19 protein-coding genes are annotated in these 19,491 nt (G+C 67.3%); 11 read left to right on the top strand and 8 right to left on the bottom strand.

Translation table 11 applies throughout. The features are described 5' to 3' along the window. Nucleotides 1-45: 45 nt before the first annotated feature. Both J0A91_RS22410 and J0A91_RS22415 read left to right on the top strand, forming a co-directional pair. Nucleotides 46-936: an SDR family NAD(P)-dependent oxidoreductase gene (locus J0A91_RS22410; RefSeq protein WP_069206755.1), complete on the top strand. Its 891-nt coding sequence runs from the start codon at nt 46-48 to the stop codon at nt 934-936. 478 nt (nt 937-1,414) lie between these two features. Continuing rightward, nucleotides 1,415-2,695: a DEAD/DEAH box helicase gene (locus J0A91_RS22415; protein WP_069206756.1), complete on the top strand. Its 1,281-nt coding sequence runs from the start codon at nt 1,415-1,417 to the stop codon at nt 2,693-2,695. A 106-nt stretch (nt 2,696-2,801) separates the two neighbouring features. On the opposite strand, the gene J0A91_RS22420 is transcribed toward J0A91_RS22415, so the two are convergent. From J0A91_RS22420 to J0A91_RS22435, 4 genes are all read right to left on the bottom strand, one after another. Beyond that, entirely contained in the window at nt 2,802-3,632 is an 831-nt protein-coding gene (locus J0A91_RS22420) for an aldo/keto reductase (RefSeq protein ID WP_083225006.1), read from the bottom strand. Nucleotides 3,633-3,828: 196 nt separating this feature from the next. Continuing rightward, nucleotides 3,829-4,047, bottom strand: a complete 219-nt coding sequence (locus tag J0A91_RS22425; protein WP_069206757.1) for a hypothetical protein — start codon at nt 4,045-4,047, stop codon at nt 3,829-3,831. Nucleotides 4,048-4,081: 34 nt separating this feature from the next. Next, nucleotides 4,082-5,056, bottom strand: a complete 975-nt coding sequence (locus J0A91_RS22430; protein ID WP_069206758.1) for a Gfo/Idh/MocA family protein — start codon at nt 5,054-5,056, stop codon at nt 4,082-4,084. Beyond that, a complete protein-coding gene (locus J0A91_RS22435; RefSeq protein ID WP_069206759.1) occupies nt 5,053-6,009 on the bottom strand; it encodes an MDR/zinc-dependent alcohol dehydrogenase-like family protein in 957 nt (318 codons plus the stop codon). Before J0A91_RS22435 ends, J0A91_RS22430 begins: the two co-directional genes overlap by 4 nt. A 50-nt stretch (nt 6,010-6,059) precedes the next feature. On the opposite strand from J0A91_RS22435, the gene J0A91_RS22440 reads away from it, so the two are divergent. Further along, entirely contained in the window at nt 6,060-6,587 is a 528-nt protein-coding gene (locus tag J0A91_RS22440; RefSeq protein WP_069206760.1) for a DUF1003 domain-containing protein, read from the top strand. Nucleotides 6,588-6,606: 19 nt separating this feature from the next. Here J0A91_RS22440 and J0A91_RS22445 read toward each other — a convergent pair whose 3' ends face one another. From J0A91_RS22445 to J0A91_RS22455, 3 genes are read right to left on the bottom strand one after another with little or no spacing between them, the layout of a single operon-like run. Further along, entirely contained in the window at nt 6,607-7,719 is a 1,113-nt protein-coding gene (locus J0A91_RS22445; RefSeq protein ID WP_069206761.1) for an inositol-3-phosphate synthase, read from the bottom strand. Further along, a complete protein-coding gene (locus J0A91_RS22450) occupies nt 7,719-8,729 on the bottom strand; it encodes a glycosyl hydrolase (RefSeq protein ID WP_069206762.1) in 1,011 nt (336 codons plus the stop codon). The genes J0A91_RS22445 and J0A91_RS22450 overlap by 1 nt, the downstream gene beginning before the upstream one ends. 1 nt (nt 8,730) lies before the next feature. Continuing rightward, nucleotides 8,731-9,543 carry a TIGR04290 family methyltransferase gene (locus J0A91_RS22455; protein ID WP_240502126.1) on the bottom strand — a complete coding sequence of 271 codons (813 nt, stop codon included), beginning with the start codon at nt 9,541-9,543 and terminating at the stop codon, nt 8,731-8,733. A gap of 199 nt (nt 9,544-9,742) precedes the next feature. On the opposite strand from J0A91_RS22455, the gene J0A91_RS22460 reads away from it, so the two are divergent. Next, nucleotides 9,743-10,627 (top strand): glycosyltransferase family 9 protein, encoded by an 885-nt coding sequence (locus J0A91_RS22460; protein WP_240502127.1) that lies wholly within the window; start codon nt 9,743-9,745, stop codon nt 10,625-10,627. Continuing rightward, the gene (locus tag J0A91_RS22465) at nt 10,624-11,058 is read left to right on the top strand and encodes a DUF6165 family protein (RefSeq protein ID WP_069206764.1); all 435 of its coding nucleotides are present in this window, start codon (nt 10,624-10,626) and stop codon (nt 11,056-11,058) included. The genes J0A91_RS22460 and J0A91_RS22465 overlap by 4 nt, the downstream gene beginning before the upstream one ends. Here the strand turns inward: J0A91_RS22465 and J0A91_RS22470 are convergent. Continuing rightward, entirely contained in the window at nt 11,036-11,617 is a 582-nt protein-coding gene (locus J0A91_RS22470; RefSeq protein ID WP_069207584.1) for a histidine phosphatase family protein, read from the bottom strand. The two genes, J0A91_RS22465 and J0A91_RS22470, sit on opposite strands and share 23 nt — an antisense overlap. Nucleotides 11,618-11,798: 181 nt before the next feature. Here J0A91_RS22470 and J0A91_RS22475 point away from each other — a divergent pair, with 181 nt between their 5' ends. The 6 genes from J0A91_RS22475 to J0A91_RS25150 are packed head-to-tail and all read left to right on the top strand — an operon-like array spanning nt 11,799 to nt 19,464. Continuing rightward, nucleotides 11,799-12,920, top strand: coding sequence for an NAD-dependent epimerase/dehydratase family protein (locus tag J0A91_RS22475; RefSeq protein ID WP_069206765.1), 1,122 nt, complete (start codon nt 11,799-11,801; stop codon nt 12,918-12,920). After that, on the top strand, nt 12,917-13,981 hold the full coding sequence (locus tag J0A91_RS22480) for an SDR family NAD(P)-dependent oxidoreductase (protein WP_069206766.1): 1,065 nt from the start codon (nt 12,917-12,919) through the stop codon (nt 13,979-13,981). Before J0A91_RS22475 ends, J0A91_RS22480 begins: the two co-directional genes overlap by 4 nt. Further along, a complete protein-coding gene (locus J0A91_RS22485) occupies nt 13,978-15,105 on the top strand; it encodes a glycosyltransferase family 4 protein (RefSeq protein ID WP_240502128.1) in 1,128 nt (375 codons plus the stop codon). The genes J0A91_RS22480 and J0A91_RS22485 overlap by 4 nt, the downstream gene beginning before the upstream one ends. Continuing rightward, on the top strand, nt 15,102-16,289 hold the full coding sequence (locus J0A91_RS22490) for a CgeB family protein (RefSeq protein WP_083224866.1): 1,188 nt from the start codon (nt 15,102-15,104) through the stop codon (nt 16,287-16,289). The genes J0A91_RS22485 and J0A91_RS22490 overlap by 4 nt, the downstream gene beginning before the upstream one ends. Further along, nucleotides 16,286-17,374 carry a CgeB family protein gene (locus tag J0A91_RS22495; protein ID WP_069206767.1) on the top strand — a complete coding sequence of 363 codons (1,089 nt, stop codon included), beginning with the start codon at nt 16,286-16,288 and terminating at the stop codon, nt 17,372-17,374. Before J0A91_RS22490 ends, J0A91_RS22495 begins: the two co-directional genes overlap by 4 nt. Beyond that, nucleotides 17,371-19,464, top strand: coding sequence for an NAD-dependent epimerase/dehydratase family protein (locus J0A91_RS25150; RefSeq protein WP_169833209.1), 2,094 nt, complete (start codon nt 17,371-17,373; stop codon nt 19,462-19,464). The genes J0A91_RS22495 and J0A91_RS25150 overlap by 4 nt, the downstream gene beginning before the upstream one ends. Nucleotides 19,465-19,491: the final 27 nt, after the last annotated feature.

Consider the following 19,491-nt stretch of genomic DNA (forward strand, 5'->3'; position numbering starts at 1 on the left):
GCCGTTCCGCTCTACGTCACGGCACACAAGCAATGAGGTGCTAAGATGCGTGTATTGGTAACGGGCGCGACGGGATTGATCGGCGGCGCGGTCGCCCGTCGATTGGCGGCGGCGGGGCATGACGTCGTCGGGCTTGCGCGTTCGGACGCGAGCGCGGCCAAGCTCGCCGACATGGGCTATCAGGCGGTCCACGGCGATCTGGAGGATGCGGCCAGCATCGCCAACGCGGTTCGGGGCGTCGACGCGGTCGTTCACGCTGCCTCGCCGAATGACCAGAACAGCGCGGCGTATGACGAAGCGGCGACCCGCGCGATCCTCGCTGCGCTGCGGGGCACGTCCAAGCGCTTTCTCTACACGAGCGGCTGTTTCCTGTACGGCGCGACCGGCGATACGCCCGCAACCGAGGATGCCCTGCTCGATCCGCTCGAAATGGTGCGCTTTCGCGAGGCGATCGAGGCGGACATCCGTGGCGCTGCAGCCGATGGCGTTCACGGGGTCATCATCCGCCCCGCCTGGGTTTACGGCGATCACGCATGGACCACGATGATGATGTACGGCTCGGCTCAGGAGCATGGCGCCGCGCGGTATGTCGGCAACGGGCAGAACCGCTGGACGTGCGTGCATGTCGATGATCTCGCCGACCTTTATCTGCTCGCGCTCGAAAAGGCGCCGGCGGCCTCGATTTTCAACGGCGCTCACGGCGCCGCTATCCCGCTGATCGACATTGCACGGGCCGCCAGCGAGGGCGCGGGCGCCGAAGGTCGGGTGGCGGAATGGCCGTTGGAGGAGGCACGGCAGGCGCTCGGGGGCTTCGCGGACGCAATCGCGTGCGATCAGGTGGTCTCGGGCGAACGCGCCGAACGTGAGCTTGGTTGGCGCCCGACGCGGCATTCGATCCTCGATGAGCTGCGCGCCTACGCTCCGCCAGCGGCCTGACCGCAGGTCGCTGCGATGATCGGGATCCCGTTCTGCTAAAGGCGGTTGATGGCCGCCGCCTGGAGCCCGATCGTCAGGCACCCCTTCCAGACGCGTGAGCATCTAGGCTCGGGAACCAGCGACACGGTTGCAACGACCGGAACGCGACGTTCAGGCCGCCCTACCCGCCTCCCGACTCCGGTCTCCCCCTCGCTTTCAACGGGCACACGCAGGATAAAACGCGAGCTTTGGTCGATATCTGCGGGAATGGCGGAGCGCCGGCACCGCGGGCGCGAAAATTGGCCGTTGAGCGGCGGGCAGACCTGGGTCGAAACGTGTTGGTTCGCTAACCCCGGCGAGATGCGCCGCCGGGTCCATAAAGCGGACGGCCCGGCTTTCGACGTTGACGCAGTGCAGCATCACACCTAACAGCCCGCGCATTGAACACGTTAAGCCCGATCAGGCGCAGTTTACCGAGCGCTGGAGGCGCCTTTCTACGATGAACCTGACTTTCGCCGATCTCTCTCTGGCGCCATTTTTGCTGCAGGCGCTGGCTGAAGAAGGGTATGCCAGACCGACACCGATCCAGGCTCAATCCATCCCGATGCTGTTGCAGGGCCGCGACATGCTCGGCATGGCGCAGACCGGCACGGGCAAGACTGCGGCCTTCGCGCTGCCGCTGTTGCATCGCCTCGCCGCCGATCCTCGTCCCGCGCCCAAGGGGGGTGCCCGCGTCCTCGTTCTTGCGCCGACGCGCGAACTCGTGTCGCAGATCGCCGTCGGCTTCGAGAAATTCGGCCGCCATCTGAAGCCCAGCGTGACCACGATCTTCGGCGGCGTAAGCCAGTTCCATCAGGTCAATGCGCTCAAGGCTGGCGTCGACATCATCGTGGCGACGCCGGGTCGCTTGCTGGACCTGATCGAGCAGCGCCTTTGCGACTTGTCCGCACTTGAGGCGCTGGTCCTCGATGAGGCCGATCAGATGCTCGATATGGGCTTTGCCAAGCCGATCGAACGCATTGTCGCCGCGCTGCCTACGGATCGGCACACATTGCTGTTTTCGGCAACGATGCCCAAATCGATAACGGCGCTGGCCGACAGCCTTTTGCGCGATCCGGCCAATGTCGAGATCGCCCCGCCATCGACCACCGTGGACCGGATCGAACAGTCCGTGATGTTCCTTGACGCCGCCAACAAGAAGGCGGCGCTCCTGGCATTGTTGCAAACGCCCGAGATGGGTCAGGCCGTCGTCTTCACGCTGCAAAAGAATATTGCCAATGAAGTCTGCGCCTTCATCAGCGAGGCGGGCATCACCGCCGAGGCCTTGCACGGCAACAAGTCCCAGGGGCAGCGGGAACGCGCGCTCGACGCCTTTCGCGCCGGGGATGTGCAGGTTCTCGTGGCGACGGATATCGCGGCGCGCGGCATCGATGTCGACACGGTGACGCATGTCTTCAACCACGATCTGCCCAGCCTGCCGGAAAGTTATGTCCACCGGATCGGCCGGACCGGCCGTGCTGGGCGAAGCGGATTTGCGATCACGCTGTGCGACGCCGAACAGCGCGCCTGGCTGCATGACGTGGAGCGGACAATCGGTCGCACCTTGACGGTGAAGGACGATCATCATTGGCATTGCGAAGTGGCGCGACATTCGACCAAACGCGCGCCTGTACTGGGCGGCGGGCCGGTCAAGCAGGTCAAGCCGCCCAAAGAGCGCGTGCGCAAGGTCTGGACTGAGGAAGAAAAGCGCGCCGCGCGAGAGGCAGCAAGGGCCGCCTGAGCAGACGCTTTCTGGCGGCGACGAGCGGCCAAGCCGATGATCGAGGCGCGGTCGGCCGTTATCCCGACTGGCATCCGCTCCTGACGGCCGCCCGAGCACGTCGGGGCTAGAGCATCTGGAGCCGTATGCGGCCGGGCGGCGCTGGAAAGGCGTCGTCGAGCCGGGCCAGCACCTCAGGCGACAACTCCATGTCGGCGGCCTTCCTGTTCTCGCCAACATGGGCGACCGTGCCGGCCTTGGGAATGGCGATCACCGCCGGGCATCTCAGCACCCAGGCGAGTGCGAGCTGGGGAGCGGTCAGCCCGATGGACGCCGCGATCGCGGCAAGCCCGGCATCGTCGACGAGGCGCCCCTGCTCCACCGGGCTGTAGGCCATCGCCGACATGCCGTGTTCCGTCAGCCAGGGAAGCAGTTCGCGCTCCGGCCCGCGTCGGCCGAGGTTGTAAAGGATCTGGTCGGTAACGCAGGTTGCGCCGCCGGCGGCCACCAGCTCGTCCATGTCGTCGACGTCCAGGTTGCTGACGCCCCAGTGGCGAATCTTCCCTGCCTTCACGAGCGCCTGCATACCCTCGATCGTGTCGGCAAGCGGCACGCTGCCGCGCCAGTGCAACAGATAGAGGTCGAGCCGATCGGTGCGCAGGCGACGCAAGCTCGCCTCGCAGGCCTCCGCCAGGCGATCGCGCGAGGCGTTCTGCGGATATGCCTTGCTGACAAGGAACACGTCGTCGCGAATGCCGGAGAGCGCCTCGCCGACCAGTTCCTCGGTCGCGCCATCGCCATACATCTCCGCGGTGTCGATGAGCGTCATCCCGAAGTCGATGCCGGCGCGCAACGCCGCGATCTCGTCCGATCGCCGATCGGGCCGCTCACCCATGTTCCAGGTTCCCTGCCCGAGACACGGAACGCTCTCACCATCGGTCATCTTGACGTCGCGCATCCGCACCTCCCGCGGCGAGAACGCCGCCGCAGTCATCGAACGCACCGGCCGCCGATTGGGGCCACCGATCCTCGATCAGGATTGCGATTCGATGGCGAATTTGGCCAACCACCGCGAAACGAAAAACCCGTGCGCGCGCCGCCCCGCGCATCTCAGCCCCGCCCACACAGGGATCGCCGCCACCGCGCTGGCGAAGCTACACCACTTGGTGGGACACGATCCTAGGCCGACGCGGAGCGCTGTTTTCGCGCGCCGTCTTCCAGCCAAGCAGGAAGGCGATGTCGTCCGCGGTGAGGTGTGCCGGTGCGGCGGCATCCTCGCTCCACAATGCTTCGGCCAAGGCTGCCTTGCGTTCCTGCAGAGCGAGGATCTTCTCCTCGATCGTGCCGGTCGCGATCACCCGATAGACGAACACGTTCCTCGCTTTTAGATACCGCAACCTGTCGGCGTCAGCGCCCGTAGATGCGGTCGAGCACCTCGGCGGAATGGACGAACTGCTCGGCCTGCGGATCGTAGCCCGGCGCGCGGGCGAGGTGCTCGGCCCAGGCGGCGGCGGCGCGGCCGCCCCAGTCGTCAGGCGGATCGGCAAGGCGGGTGGCGGCGGTGCCGTCAAACCGCTCGGCGGTGAAATCGTAGAACGAGCCATCAACGTTGCGCAACGCCGCGCCGCCTTCGGTGCCGTAGAACGCCGCCTCGATCACCGCGTCGCGCCCGGCGTTCAACCGCCACGAACAGGCGAGCCGCACCTGCGCGTCGCCAGCGGCGAACTGCGCAACCGCATAATCCTCGACCTCGCCCGCCGCGAGCGGCAGACCGGCGCGCGTCAGCCGCGCATCGACATCAGCGACGGGCGGGAAGCCGAGCGTCCAGAGCGCGAGATCGACGAGATGCACGCCGAGATCGACGACACAGCCGCCGCCCGATTGCGCGGCGTCATAGAACCACGGCTTGTCGGGTCCATAAGCGTTGTGGAAGGTGAGATCGACCGCGAATACCCGCCCGAGCGCGCCTGTTCGAACCAGGCCGGCGATGCGGCGCATCGCTTCGGTGTGGCGATACGACAGATCGACGCCGAGCAGCCGGTCGGCGGCGCGCGCGGCATCAACCACCGCTTGCGCCTCGGCGGCGGTGCGGCCGAGCGGCTTCTGGCAGAACACCGCCTTGCCCGCCTCGAACGCTTCGATCGACTGCGCGGCGTGAAGCGCGCTCGGCGTCGCGATCACCACGCCATCGAGATCGAGCGCCAGCATTTCCGCGAGCGTATCGACGACCTGCGCCCCGGGGGCGAGCGCCTGCGCCTCGGCGACGCACTCTGCCGACGGATCGCAGATCGCGACCGCCTCGACCGCGCCGGTCGCGAGCATCGCCGCCATGCGGTGCCGGCCGATCCAGCCGGTGCCGAGGAATCCGATCCGGGGCGTCATGCCAGCATCACCAGCGCCTTGACGAACGCACCCGGCTTGTCGCGCGTGGCGTCGAGCGCATCGCCGAGCTGATCGAGGCCGTAGCGGTGCGTGTAGAGCGGCTTCGGATCGAGCCGCCCGCTCGCGACCGCGTCGATCGCCTCGCGCAAGCCACGCATCTGCACGGCGGGGTCGCGTTCGTGCGCGTTGATGACGTCGATGCCCTTCCAGTTCCACGTCTGCATGCTCACCTGCCGTGGCCCGTCCTGATGATAGCCGGCGATCACCAGCCGCCCACCGAAGCCGATCAGCTCGCCCGCCAGATCGAGCGGCCATTGCTTGCCGACCGCCTCGATCACGCGTTCGCACATCGCCTCGCCGGTGAGCGCCTTGACCTGATCGATAATCGCATAATGATCGTGCATCGCGATCGTCTCAGCGGCGCCATAGTGCCGCGCGAGATCAAGCGATTCCTGCCGCCGTGAAATCGCGATCACGCGTGCGCCCGCATCACTCGCGAGCTTGGTCAGCACCGCGCCGAGGAACCCTATGCCGATGATCGCCACCGTCTGCCCGGCGCGGATGTCGCTGCGGCGGAAGATGTTGAACGCACAGCCGAGCGGCTCGCCCGGAAACGGCTGATCCGCCAGAGCGGGCGGCAGCTTGGCGACCATGTCAGCCGCCGCGACGTCATACTCGGCGAAACTGCGATACGACAGCGCCGCGACGCGGTCGCCCGGCGCGAGGCCCGCGACGCCCTCGCCGACCGCGTCGATCGTTCCCCAGCCTTCATGGCCGAGACCGCCGGCGTCGCCCGGATAGGTCATCCACTCCTGCCCCGCCCAGGGTTCGAGGTTGGACGCGCACACGCCGCAGCCCTCCAGCCGGATACGCACCTCGCCCCGCGCAGGGGCTGGCGTAGCAATCTCGTCGATCCGGATCACGCCGGGTTTATCCAGCACTGCAGCGCGCATGATATGTCCTTTTGCTGAAACTATTTGGCAGCCGGGCAATTGCCATTCCCATGACCAGCCCAACGCCACAGATGATCGAAACGCTGCGCGACAACATCGCCCGGCTGACCGCACGCGAACGCGCCGAAGCGCATGCCGCGCCGCTGAGCGAACGTATCGCCGGGCAGATCACCGCATTTACCGGATCGATGCGCTTCGTGGCGCTGCACCTGGCGGTGTTCGGCGTTTGGATCGCCGTCAATCTCGGCGCGGTTCCCGGCCTCCCGCGCTTCGATCCGAGCTTCGTCGTGCTCGCGATGGTGGCGTCGGTCGAGGCGATCTTCCTCTCGACCTTCGTTCTCATCAGTCAGAACCGGATGGCCGTGGCCGCGGACCGGCGCGCGGATCTCGACCTCCACGTCAACCTGCTCGCCGAGCACGAACTGACCAAGCTCGCCGAACTCGTCGCGCGGATCGCTGCGAAGCTCGACGTACCCGTCGATCGCGCCGAATTCGGCGAAATCGAAGCCGATGTCGAGCCGACCGAGGTGCTCGACGCACTCGACCAGCGCAGGCGTGAGGAAGGGCTGACGCAATGATGCCCCCGGCCAGCGCGCGTCAGTTCGCGCGCTGGGCGATAAACGCTTCGAGCGCGGCATGTGCCTCGTCGTCGGGCATCTGCACCGGCGGATGCTTGCAGAACCACGCCGCGGCGGGCAGCACCGGCCCGGCCATCCCGCGATCCTTGGCGAGCTTGGCGCAGCGGATCATGTCGATCGCGACGCCCGCGCTGTTCGGGCTGTCCTCCACCGACAGCCGCAGTTCGAGGTTCATCGGCACGCCGCCGAACAACTGCCCCTCCATGCGCAGGAAGCACACCTTGTTGTCGTTCTGCCACGCGACGTAATCGGACGGGCCGACATGGATGTTCTCGTCCTCCAGCCGCACCTGCGCAACCGACTGCACCGCTTCGGTCTTGGACTCCTTCTTCGACGCGAGCCGCGTGCGGTTGAGCATGTTGAGGAAGTCTGTGTTGCCGCCGGTGTTAAGCTGATACGTCCGGTCGAGCTTGACCCCGCGCTTCTTGAACAGGTCGGTCAGCACGCGGTGAACGATGGTCGCGCCGAGCTGCGCCTTGATGTCATCCCCGATGATCGGCACGCCGGCGCGGGTGAAGCGATCGGCCCATTCGGGATTGCTGGCAATGAAGACGGGGATGTTGTTGACGAACGCGACCCCCGCTTCGAGCGCGCATTCGGCGTAGAATTCGCTCGCCACCTGCGATCCCACCGGCAGATAGTTCATCAGGACATCGGCCTTGCTCTCGCGCAGCAGCGCGACGACTTCGTCCTTGCTGGGCTCGGCCGCATCGGCGCGGCGGAAGGTACGCTCGTCGGGATAATCCGCCATGTGATCGGCGATGCCATCGAGCACACGGCCCATCCGCACCTCGGTGCCGGTCGGCTCGATCGTATCACAGAACACGGCGGTGCAATTCGGCTTGGCGAAGATCGCCTCCGCCACATCACGGCCGACCTTGCGCGTATCGACATCCCACGCCGCGACGATGCGAATATCGCTCGGTTCGTAGCCGCCCAGCTCACGGTGCATCAGCCCGACCGTGTCGTTGGCGCCGACCCGGTAATGTTCGATGCCCTGGACGAGCGAACTGGCGCAATTGCCGATGCCGACGAGGGCGACGTTGATTCCACGGCGATCGGGGGAAAGCATCAGGCGGCGCTCCGTTCGGCGGCGAGACGCTCGTCGCGGTTGAAATCGAGAGGGGTGAGTTCGGGCACGCGCGGCGGCACCGGCGGGGTCTCGGGCGCGGCGATGCCGGCGCTCGAAGCGCCGGCCGGCGCATAGCGGTCGATCATCCACGCGCAGAAATCGGCGAATTGCTGCGGGTCGCGCGCCGGGCTGGTATGGTGCGGCGCGAGCCCAAGATGCTCAGGCGTGAAGCAGAAGGTGACGGTCACGTCGAAATCGGCGAGCGCTTCCATCTGCCGGTCGAACCAGTCGATCGCATTGGGGCGGAAGCTGTCCGCCCACGACAGACCGGTGCGGATGCGGCGCGTGCCGAGCCGCTTCATCCACGCCACCGCCTCGTCGAGCCGGGGATCGTTGAAGTGGAACCACTGCATCAGCCCGAGATCGGCGGCGTGCCGGGCATAGGTTTCGAGCGCGGGCTTGGGGCTGCCGTCCTCGCGGATCAGCCCGAGATAGAAATGGCGGTAGTAGGACGATCCCTCCGCCTCGCGGTGGCGCGTCTCGGCGCCCCAGCTCATCGGCAGATCGAACAGCGAATACCAGAAGACACGCGGCGCGATGCCCTTGAGCAGGCTCGCGGTGCGATCCAGCCCGAACACCTGCACTTCCTCCGCGCCGAACGAGCTGACGCCGACTTCCGTCACCCACACCGGCTTGTCCGTCACCGCCGTGATCTCGGCGATCTTGTCGGGCCAGGCCGACAGCGGCCACAGATTCCAGTCGAGCGGAAAGCCGTGGACCGCAACGACATCGACCGCGTCGAGCGCGCCGTGCTCACCCATCTTGCCGAGCCAGTGCGGGTCGATCGGCGACATGCCGCCGAGCACGCGAGTCACCGCCGGGTTGATCGCGTGGATCGCGTTGCCGGCGCGGATCACATGATCGGCGAAGCGCGACCAGTCGGGATCGAGCGCCGGGTCCCAATGCGATTTGTTGTTCGGCTCGTTCCAGAGCATCGCCGCTTCAATCACGTCAGCCCCCCTTCGATGGATAGACCGCCGCCGGGCCGTGTTCGGCATACGGCACGGGCGCGGTGCGGCAGAGATAGACGTCGGCTTCCGGGTTGGCCTCGATCGTGAAACCGGCGGCGCGCAGCATCGCCTGGCTGCACGCCGCGTTGGGCGCCCACCAATTGGTCCAGTCGTGCGCGAATTCGCGTTCGATGAAGTGCATCTTGGGATAGCCGGGATCGTCGAAATAGGCCGGCGGATCGTAGGTGTCGGGCACGAAGAACGGATGATCCGCCGGTACGTCCGCCACCGCGTTCGACCCTTGCTGCAACGTCTGGAACAGCATCAGGTCGCCAGCGACATGCTCGCGGATCAGGTCGAGCGCGAGCAGTGGATGGCGCAGATGGTAGAGCACGCCCATGAAGATCACGAGATCGAAGCGCTCGCCGATCGCGGCGACATCATAGACCGACAGATTGGCGAACTCGACCCCCTCGAAGCCCAATGCCTCGCTCGCCAGCCGCGCCTGCGCGAGATAGCGGTCGTCGCTGTCGATGCCGAGCACGCGGGCAGCACCACGGCGCTTCATCTCGACCGAATAGAAGCCGGCGTTGCAGCCGATATCGAGCACGGTCTTGCCGGTGAGATCCGCCGGGATGACATGCGCGAACTGCTCGTACTTGAACGTCGGATAGTCGCCGAGGAAATGCTCCGGCGCGGTCGTCACCCCGCCGCCAAGATCGATATTGTGGAACCACGGTCCAAGCGCATCGATCCGCGTGCGCAATGCGGCGTTATCCAGCGCATTCGCGCTCCGGCCAGTCAGTTGATGCAACGTGCTACCTCTCGGACAAACCTCGGGATTCGTTACGCCAACGAACATTGAACCATGCTGTTCCGCAAACAGCAACAAAGCGTCACGTCTTGATCCATGTGAATGCCATTGATTAACTTAGATAAAGCTGGTCAGCTTTTTACGAGACCTTGGGAACCGTTACCGCTCCGCGAAGATTGCTTCGCGCATGGCGGATCGGATGGCAGCATGGGTCGCGGCAATGCGAACGGGAGACTATGAAGCCGCCTGGGCGCTCGCGGCGCAGAGTCTCGCCGAGCGCGATCCGGCGACGCGCGACGACCGCACCCTGCCCTACCATCTGCGCTGGGTGTGGGATGGCCGCGCGATCGACGGCCGCGACGTGCTGGTGCGTTGCTATCACGGACTTGGCGACACGATCCAGTTCGCGCGCTTCCTGCCGCTGCTTGCGACACGCGCCGCGTCGGTGACGGTCGAAGTGCAACCGAGGCTGCGCGATCTGATCGCCACCGTCAGCGACCGCATCAGCCTCGTTCCGTTCGATGTCGCGCATCCGCTGCCACCCGCCGAGGTAGATATCGAGATCACCGAACTCGATTTCGCGCTCCGCGTCGCCCCCGATGCGACGCTGACGCCCTATATCCGCGCTACCCCCGCGCCGTTGCCGCCGGGCGCAGTCGCGCTCTGTTATGGCGCGGGTGATTGGGACAGCGAGCGTTCGATTCCGCCGGCGCTGCTCGCGCCGCTGTGCGACCTCGCGCCGTGCTTCACGCTGATGCCCGAAGCCACCAACCTGCCAGTGCGCAACCCGCAAGGCTGCCCGTTGAACATGGCCGACACCGCCGCGCTGGTCGCCGGCGCCGATCTGGTCATCACCGTCGATACGATGATCGCGCATCTCGCCGGCGCGCTGGGCAAGCCGGTCTGGCTGCTGCTCAAGGCAGAACCCGACTGGCGCTGGCCGACGCACACGCGGCGCAGCGCCTGGTATCCGACGATGCGCCTCTACGCGCAGCCGCGCGCGGGCGACTGGCGCGCCGTTGTCGCCGATGCCGAGCGCGATCTCGCCGCATTCAGCCTTCCCGCACTGGAGGATAGCGTATGAAGCATCTGGCAAACCCGGCGGTGCCGGTGTCCTGGGGCGAACTGCTCGACAAGATCACCATCCTCGAAATCAAGCGCGCGCGGATCGCGCGGCCGGAAGCGCGCGCGAACGTGGAGAAGGAGCGCAGCCTGCTCGACGCGATCGGGGCGAGCGCGCTCGGGCGCGCCGATGTCGCGGCGCTGTTCGCGGAGCTGCGCGCGGTCAACGAGGCGCTGTGGGAGATCGAGGATGCGATCCGCGAGAAGGAGGCCGAGGCGCGGTTCGGCGCCGAGTTCATCCAGCTCGCGCGCTCGGTCTATCAGCGCAATGACGAACGCGCCGCGATCAAGCGGCGGATCAATGCGCTGCTCGAATCCGATCTCGTCGAGGAGAAGAGTTACGCCGGCATCACCGTCGGGCAGCCCGCGTTCATGGCCGCACCCGCTCATTGAGCGCGACCAACCGGCCCGAATCAAGATCGAGCGTGGTGCGCGAAGCCGGGTCGCACTCCAGCGCGAACATTCGATCGAAGCCGAGGCCGAGCTGCCGGGCGACGAGACCGCGAATAACGTCGCAATGGGAGACGCAAAGCGCCGGAAGGCGATCGGGCGCGAGGCTGTTCAGGTACCCGGCGGCGCGGGCGGAGGCTTCGGCCATCGTCTCGCCGTCCGGGCAGCGCGCGGTGGCGCGTTCGGCGTTCCAGCGGAACCAGTCGGGATCGCTATCAAGTTCAGCGAAGCTGCGCCCGGTGAAGGCGCCGAAATCGATCTCGTCGAGCGCCGGTGCGATCTCCACCGCAAGGCCGCGCCGTTCGCCGAGCGGCGCGGCGGTGTCCCGCGCGCGGCGGCGCGGGCTGGCGTGCAGCGATGCGATCGGCGTGCCGTCGAGCGCTTGGGCGAGCGCGACCGCCTCGGCCTGCCCGCGCGGGCTGAGCGCGATCTCCGACCGGCCGCTCAGAACATGTCCGACTTCGGCATGTGCGCCGTGCCGTGCAAGAATCACGATCTTCATCGGCATGCCACCAATATTCGACGAACCAAGTTGATGCTCGATCTTCATCGGGAACAAAGAGGAAGAAGAAGCATTGCCTCAGACAAGAAAGCGCAACAAACCTTTACAATCAAGCGCATTTGCCGATCTTGATCTGAGTTAATCACAATTCCTGATCTGGATCAACGACAATGAGGAGGCTATGGCTTTGAGCGAGACAGTCCTGATTACCGGCGGCGCAGGTTTCATCGGCCGCTTCGTCTCACGCGAACTGTTGCGGCGTGGTAACAACGTTCGTGTGCTCGACGCGCTGATCCCGCAGGTCCACGGTGCTGGCGAGCGCCCTGCCGACCTGCCCGATGAGGTCGAACTGATCCAGGCGGATATCCGCGACGGCGATGCGGTGGCCACAGCGCTTCGCGGCGTCGACAGTGTGATCCATCTCGCCGCCGAGGTCGGCGTCGGGCAATCGATGTACGAGGTCGAACGCTACACCTCGACCAACGACGTCGGCACGGCGGTGCTGTTCGAGCGGCTGATCGACAATCCGGTGCGGCGCGTCGTCACCGCATCGTCGATGAGCATCTACGGCGAAGGGCTGTACCGCGACGAGGACGGCAACTTCGTCGAGAATGCCGAACGCGGCATGGTGCGCGACGGGCAGAAGATCTGGGATCCGCTCGACGCGCAGGGCCGCGTGCTCTCGCCTGTGGCGACGCCGGAATGGAAGCGCCCGAGCCTCGCGTCGATCTACGCGCTCAACAAATTCGTGCAGGAGCGCACCACCCATATCATGGGCGCGCCGTACGGGATCGAGAGCGTGTGCCTGCGGCTGTTCAACGTCTATGGTCCGGGTCAGGCGCTGTCGAACCCCTATACCGGCGTGCTGGCGATCTTCGCGTCGCGGCTGCTCAACGGCCAGCAGCCGATGATCTTCGAAGACGGCGAGCAGCGCCGCGACTTCGTCCATGTCAGCGACGTGGCGCGCGCGTTCGCCGATGCTTTGGTGCTGCCCGAGGCTACCGGTCAGACCTTCAACATCGGGTCTGGCGAGGATCGCTCGGTCACGCAGGTCGCCGAAGCGCTGGCGCGGGCGATGGGCAAGAACAGCATCGCGCCCGAAATCGTCGGCAAGGCGCGGATCGGTGATATCCGGCATTGTTTCTGCGACACCAGCCTCGCCGCCGAGAAATTGGGCTTCGAAGCGCGGCAGGATTTCGAAGAAGGCTTGGCCGAACTCGCCGAATGGGTTCAGCAGCAGACCGCCGACGACAATGTCGCGCACGCGCGCGCCGAACTCGAAGCGCGGGGGCTGGTGGCATGAGCGCGGGCGACCGGCCGATCCTCGTCACCGGCGGCGCGGGGTTCATCGGCTGCAACATCGCCGATCGGCTGCTGCGCGAAGGCCATGACGTGATCGTCTACGACGCGCTCGCGCGCGCCGGGGTCGAGCGCAACGTTAAATGGCTGCAAGAGCGCCACGGCGACAAGGTCGAGCTGATCGTCGCCGACGTGCGCGACGCGGCCACGCTCAGCGCGGCCGCGCGCCGCGCCGGCGCGGTGTTCCACATGGCCGCGCAGGTCGCGGTCACCACCAGCCTCGCCGATCCGCGCGAGGATTTCGACATCAACATCGGCGGCACCTTCAACCTGCTCGAAGCGGTGCGTGGCACCGACGCGCCTGTGCCGGTGATCTTCGCGTCGACCAACAAGGTGTACGGCGACCTGATCGATCTCGATTTCGATGCGACCGACCAGGGCTATCTGCCAGCCGACCCCGAGCTGCGCGCGCACGGCATCAGCGAGGCGCGCCCGCTCGATTTCCACACGCCCTATGGCTGTTCGAAGGGCGCGGCTGACCAGTACGTGCTCGATTATGCGCGCAGCTTCGGCGTGCCGACGGCGGTGCTGCGGATGAGCTGCATCTACGGCGAGCGCCAGATGGGCACCGAGGATCAGGGCTGGGTCGCGCATTTCCTGATCCGCGCGCTCGAAGGCCAGACCATCACCTTGTACGGCGACGGACATCAGGTGCGCGACATCCTTCAGGTGAGCGACGCGGTCGACGCCTATATGGCGGCGTGGCGCGGGATCGACACGGTCGCGGGCCGTGCGTTCAATCTCGGCGGCGGGCCGGACAACGCGGTGAGCCTGCGCATTTTGCTCGACCATATCGGTACTTTGGTCGGCGCCGCGCCCGACGTGCGGTTCGACGACTGGCGTGCGGGCGACCAGCGCTATTTCGTCGCCGATACGCGCGCGGCGCAAGCCGCGCTCGGGCTGGGCGCGACGGTGCCGTGGCGCGAGGGCGTCGCGCGGCTGGCGCAGTGGCTCGCCACGGAACGCGGCCTGCCGATCGGCGCGGCGGCGGCGGTCGCACTGTGACGCACAGCTCGCGCGCCGAGGGTTTGCGAATCCTGCTGACCGTCGATGCGGTCGGCGGGGTGTGGCAATATGGGCTCGACCTCGCGCGCGGGCTGGTGGCGCGCGGCGCCGAACCGCTTCTCGCGCTGCTCGGCCCGGCACCGTCCGACGCGCAGCGCGCCGAAGCGCGTGCGATTGCCGGCGCGACATTGGTCGAGACCGGCTTGCCGCTCGACTGGCTGTGCGACGGCCCCGCGCCGATCCGCGCGGCGGGCACGGCGATCGCGACACTCGCGGGTGATCTGCACGCCGATCTCGTCCAGCTCAACATGCCCACCCTCGCGGCCACGCCGCACACACTGCCGACCGTTGCGGTGACGCATGGTTGCGTTTCGACATGGTGGCAGGCGGCAAAGCCCGGCGCGCCGCTCGATCCGCAGTTCGGCTGGCACCATGACATGATGGCGGCGGGCCTGCGCGCCGCCGACCGGCTGGTCGCACCGACCGCGAGCTATGCCGCGCTGGTCGCGCGCCATTATGCGCTGCCGCGCGTGCCGCAGATCGTCCACAATGGCCGCGCGCCGCTCGCCGCGCCGGGCGCGGGCGCGCTTCACGATCGGGTGCTGACGGTCGGGCGCTTGTGGGACCGGGTCAAGCGCGCCGAGTTGCTCGACCGGGTCGCCGCGCGGCTGGCGGTGCCGTTCAGCGCGGCGGGCGCGGCGACCGGGCCGCATGGCGAGCATATCGATCTTACCAACCTTCACCTGCTCGGCCAGATCGACGCTGATGCGCTCGGCCGGCAGCTCGCGGCGCGGCCGGTGTTCGTGTCGGCGGCGTCGTTCGAGCCGTTCGGGCTGGCGGTGCTCGAAGCGGCGGGTGCCGGCTGCGCGCTGGTGCTGTCCGACACCGCCGGCTTCCGCGAGCTTTGGGACGGCGCGGCGGTGTTCGTCGCGGGCGACGACGAGAGCGGCTATGTCCGCGCGATCGAGACGGTGATCGGCGACGCCGCGCTCAGGCGGCGGCTCGGCGAGGCGGCGCGCCACCGCGCCCAGCGCTACGCCCCGCAGGCGATGGCCGACGGCATGCTCGCGATCTATGCCGATCTGCTCGGCACGGTCGTTCCCGGCGGGAGGATCGCGGCATGAAAATCGTCTATTTCACCCATTCGCTCGCGTCGTGCTGGAATCACGGCAACGCGCATTTCCTGCGCGGCGTGCTGAGCGAGCTGATCGCGCGCGGGCATGACGTACAGGTGTGGGAACCGGCGGGCGCGTGGAGCCTCGCCAATCTGCTCGCCGATCACGGTGACGCCGGACTGGATGCCTATCGCGCCGCCTATCCCGAACTGTCGTCCTCGGTCTATCCGCCCGACACGGCGCCCGACGCGATGGTCGATGGCGCCGATCTGGTGATCGTCCACGAATGGAACGATCCCGCGCTGGTCGCCGGGATCGGCCGGCTGCGCGCGGCGGGCGGGCGCTTCACCCTGCTGTTCCACGACACGCACCACCGCGCGGTGAGCGAGCCCGAGGCGATGCGCGCCTACGACCTGTCGGGCTATGACGGCGTGCTCGCGTTCGGCGAAACACTGTCGCAGGTCTATCGCGGCTGGGGCTGGGAAGGCCGCGTGTGGACGTGGCACGAGGCGGCCGATCTGCGCCGCTTCCACCCGCCCGAAACCGAAGGCGCGCGCGAAGGCCTCGTCTGGATCGGCAATTGGGGCGACGGCGAGCGCACCGAGGAGCTTGAACGCTTCCTGTTCGAGCCCGCGCAAACCGCTCGCCTGCCGCTCGATGTCTACGGCGTGCGCTATCCCGACGACGCCAAAGCGATGCTCGCACGCTACGGTGCGCGCTATCACGGCTGGGCCGCGAACGCGCGCGCGGCCGAGATCTTCGCGGGCCACCTCGCCACCGTGCATGTGCCGCGCCGCTATTATGCGACGATCCTGCCCGGCATCCCGACGATCCGCGTGTTCGAGGCGCTCGCCTGCGGGATTCCGTTGGTATCCGCGCCGTGGGACGATGCCGAAGGGCTGTTCCGGCCCGGCCAGGATTATCTCGTCGCGCGCGACGGCGACGAGATGACCCGCCACCTCACCGCCTTGCGCGACGATGCCGACTTACGCGCGCAGCTCGTCCGCAACGGGCTCGAGACGATCCGCGCGCGGCATAGCTGCGCGCACCGTGTCGACGAACTGCTCGAAATCACCAGCCACATCACGTCATCCCGGCGAAAGCCGGGATCTCCCGAGGCCGATCGCGCGCCTGCCGCGGAAGACCCCAGCGTTCGCTGGGGTGACGAACAGACACAAGGGAGCGCCGCATGAAAATCGCCTTCTACGGATCGAGCCTGCTCTCCTCCTATTGGAACGGGGCGGCGACCTATTATCGCGGCATCCTCAAGGCACTCGCCGCGCACGGGTACGACATCACCTTTTACGAGCCCGACGCGTTCGAGCGCCAGCAGCACCGCGACATCGATCCGCCGGAATGGGCGCGCTCGGTGGTGTATCCGGCGACCGCAGAAGGCCTGCGCTCGGTGCTCGCCGAAGCGGGCGGCGCCGACATCGTCGTCAAGGCGAACGGCGTCGGCGTGTTCGACCGCGAATTGCTCGAAGGCGTGGTCGCATTAAGCCGCCCGGATGCTTTGCGCATCTTCTGGGATGTCGACGCCGCCGCGACGCTTGACGAGATGCGCGGTGACGCCGCGCATCCGGTGCTGGCGGCATTGCCCGATATCGACATGGTGCTGACCTATGGCGGCGGGCCGCCGGTGATCGACGCGTACACCGGCTTCGGCGCGGCGCGCTGCGTACCGGTGTACAATGCGCTCGACCCGGAGACGCACCACCCCGCGCCGCCGCAGCCGCGCTTCACCGCCGATCTCGGCCTGCTCGCCAACCGCCTGCCTGACCGCGAGGCACGGATCGAGGAGTTCTTCCTGAAGGCCGCCGCGGCGCTGCCCGAACAGAGCTTCCTGCTTGGCGGCAATGGCTGGCACGACAAGCCTATGCCCGCCAACGTGCGCGCGATCGGCCATGTCGGCACCAACGACCACAATGCGTTCAACTGCACGCCGCGCGCCGTGCTCAACGTCGCGCGCGATTCGATGGCGCATATCGGCTTCTCCCCGGCGACGCGGGTGTTCGAGGCGGCGGGCGCGGCGGCGTGTCTCATCACCGATGCGTGGGAGGGGATCGAACAGTTCCTCACGCCCGACGAAGAGGTGCTCGTGGCGCGTGACGGGCAGGATGTCGCCGAGCATCTCGCCGCGCTGACCGAAGACCGCGCCCGCGCGATTGGCGCTGCCGCGCTGACGCGGGTGCGCGCCGAGCACACCTATGCGCTGCGGGGCGAACAGGTCCACCGCATCTTCCAGGAACACCGCCAGCGACTGACGGAGGCCGCATGAAACTCGTCGTTCTCGGCCTCAGCCTTGGCTCGTCCTGGGGCAACGGCCATGCCACCACCTTCCGCGCGTTGCTCGCCGCCTATGCCGCGCGCGGACATGAGGTGCTGTTCCTCGAACGCGAAGTACCGTGGTACGCGGGCGCCCACCGCGACCTGATCGACCCCGACTTCTGCCGGCTCGAATATTATAGCGACCTCCCCGACCTCGAACGCTGGCGCGGCGAGATCGCCGGGGCCGATGCGGTGATCGTCGGCTCCTACGTGCCCGAGGGGGGTGCGGTCGCGCGCTTCGTGCAAGGCGCGGCGCGCGGCGTCACCGCGTTCTACGACATCGACACGCCCGTCACGCTCGCCAAGCTGGCGCGCGGCGATTTCGAATATCTGTCGCCCGAGGGGATTCCCGGCTTCGACCTGTATCTGTCCTTCACCGGCGGCCCGACGCTCGAACGGATCGAGCGCGACTATCGCTCACCAGCGGCGCGCGCGCTGTATTGTTCGGTCGATCCGCAAGCCTATCGCCCGCTCGACATGCCAAAGCGCTGGGATCTGACCTATCTCGGCACCTACAGCCCCGATCGTCAACCGACGCTCGAAAAACTGCTGATCGAACCGGCACGCCGCCGCCCCGATCTGCGTTTCGCGGTGGCCGGGCCGCAATATCCCGCCGACATCGACTGGCCCGCCAATGTCGAGCGGATCGAACATCTGCCGCCCGCGAACCATGCCGAATTCTACAGCGCCTCGCGGATGACGCTCAACGTGACGCGTGCCGACATGATCGCGGCAGGCTGGTCGCCATCGGTGCGGCTGTTCGAGGCGGGGGCGTGCGGCACGCCGATCCTGTCCGATCGCTGGGACGGGATCGACAGCCTGTTCGCGCCGGGCCGCGAAATCGTCCTGGCCGACACCACCGAAGAGGCGATCGCCGCACTGTCGCGCAACAGCGATGACATCGGCACCGCCGCACGCCAGCGCGTGCTCGCCGCGCATACCGCCGCGCACCGCGCCGCCGAACTCGAAGCCTATCTGATGGAAAGAACGGCGCAGCCACCGGCAGCGCCGCACGAGAGGATCGCCACCGTGACAGCCCATAACCCGTCCCTCACCCTCGTCGCCGGCGGCGCGGGGTTCATCGGCTCGCATCTGTGCGCCGAACTGCTCGCGCGCGGCGAGCACGTCGTCTGCCTCGACAATCTCCAGACGGCGCGGCCATCCAACCTGCGCGTGCTGGAGTCGCACCCGAACTTCACCTTCATCGAAGGCGATATCGTCAATCCGCTGCCGGGCGAGATCGTCGCGCTGAGCGATCGCTTCACGCGGATCTACAATCTCGCCTGCGCCGCCTCGCCCCCGCAATATCAGGCCGATCCCGAACATACGATGCTGACCTGCGTGGTCGGCACCGATCACCTGCTTCGGCTTTCGGAAAGCTCTGGCGCGCGCTTCCTGCTCACCTCGACCAGCGAAGTCTATGGCGATCCCGAAGTGCATCCGCAGCGCGAAGGCTATCGCGGCTTCGTCAACTGCACCGGCCCGCGTGCCTGCTACGACGAGGGCAAGCGCGCCGCCGAGGCGATGACGTTCGATTTCGCCCGGATGGGCCGCGCGGCGGTGCGCGTCGCCCGCATCTTCAACACCTACGGCCCGCACATGCACCCCGATGACGGGCGCGTCGTCTCCAACCTGATCTGTCAGATTCTGGCGGGGCGCAAGGTCACCATCTACGGCGACGGCAACCAGACGCGCAGCTTCTGCTACGTCTCCGACATGGTCGACGGGCTGATCCGGCTGATGGAGAGCGATGCCGACGGGCTCGAACCGACCAACCTCGGCAACCCCGAGGAGCGCACGCTCAACGAACTGCTTGACGAGATCCTCGCGGTGATCGGCGGCCCGGTCGCGATCGATTATCTGCCACTCCCGGTCGACGATCCCCGCCGCCGCCGCCCCGACATCGCGCGCGCGCAGGAACAGCTCGGCTGGCAGCCGCGCGTTCCGCTCGCCGAGGGTCTGGCACGGACCTGCGCGTGGTTCGCCGAGGAGATCGGCGCCCCCGACTTCGAGAACAGACTGAAGGTAGCAGCCGAGTAAGCGGGGCGGTGTGATCCGCCCCGCGCG

This window comes from Sphingomonas panacis, from assembly GCF_001717955.1.
In the GTDB taxonomy this organism is placed as follows: domain Bacteria; phylum Pseudomonadota; class Alphaproteobacteria; order Sphingomonadales; family Sphingomonadaceae; genus Sphingomonas; species Sphingomonas panacis.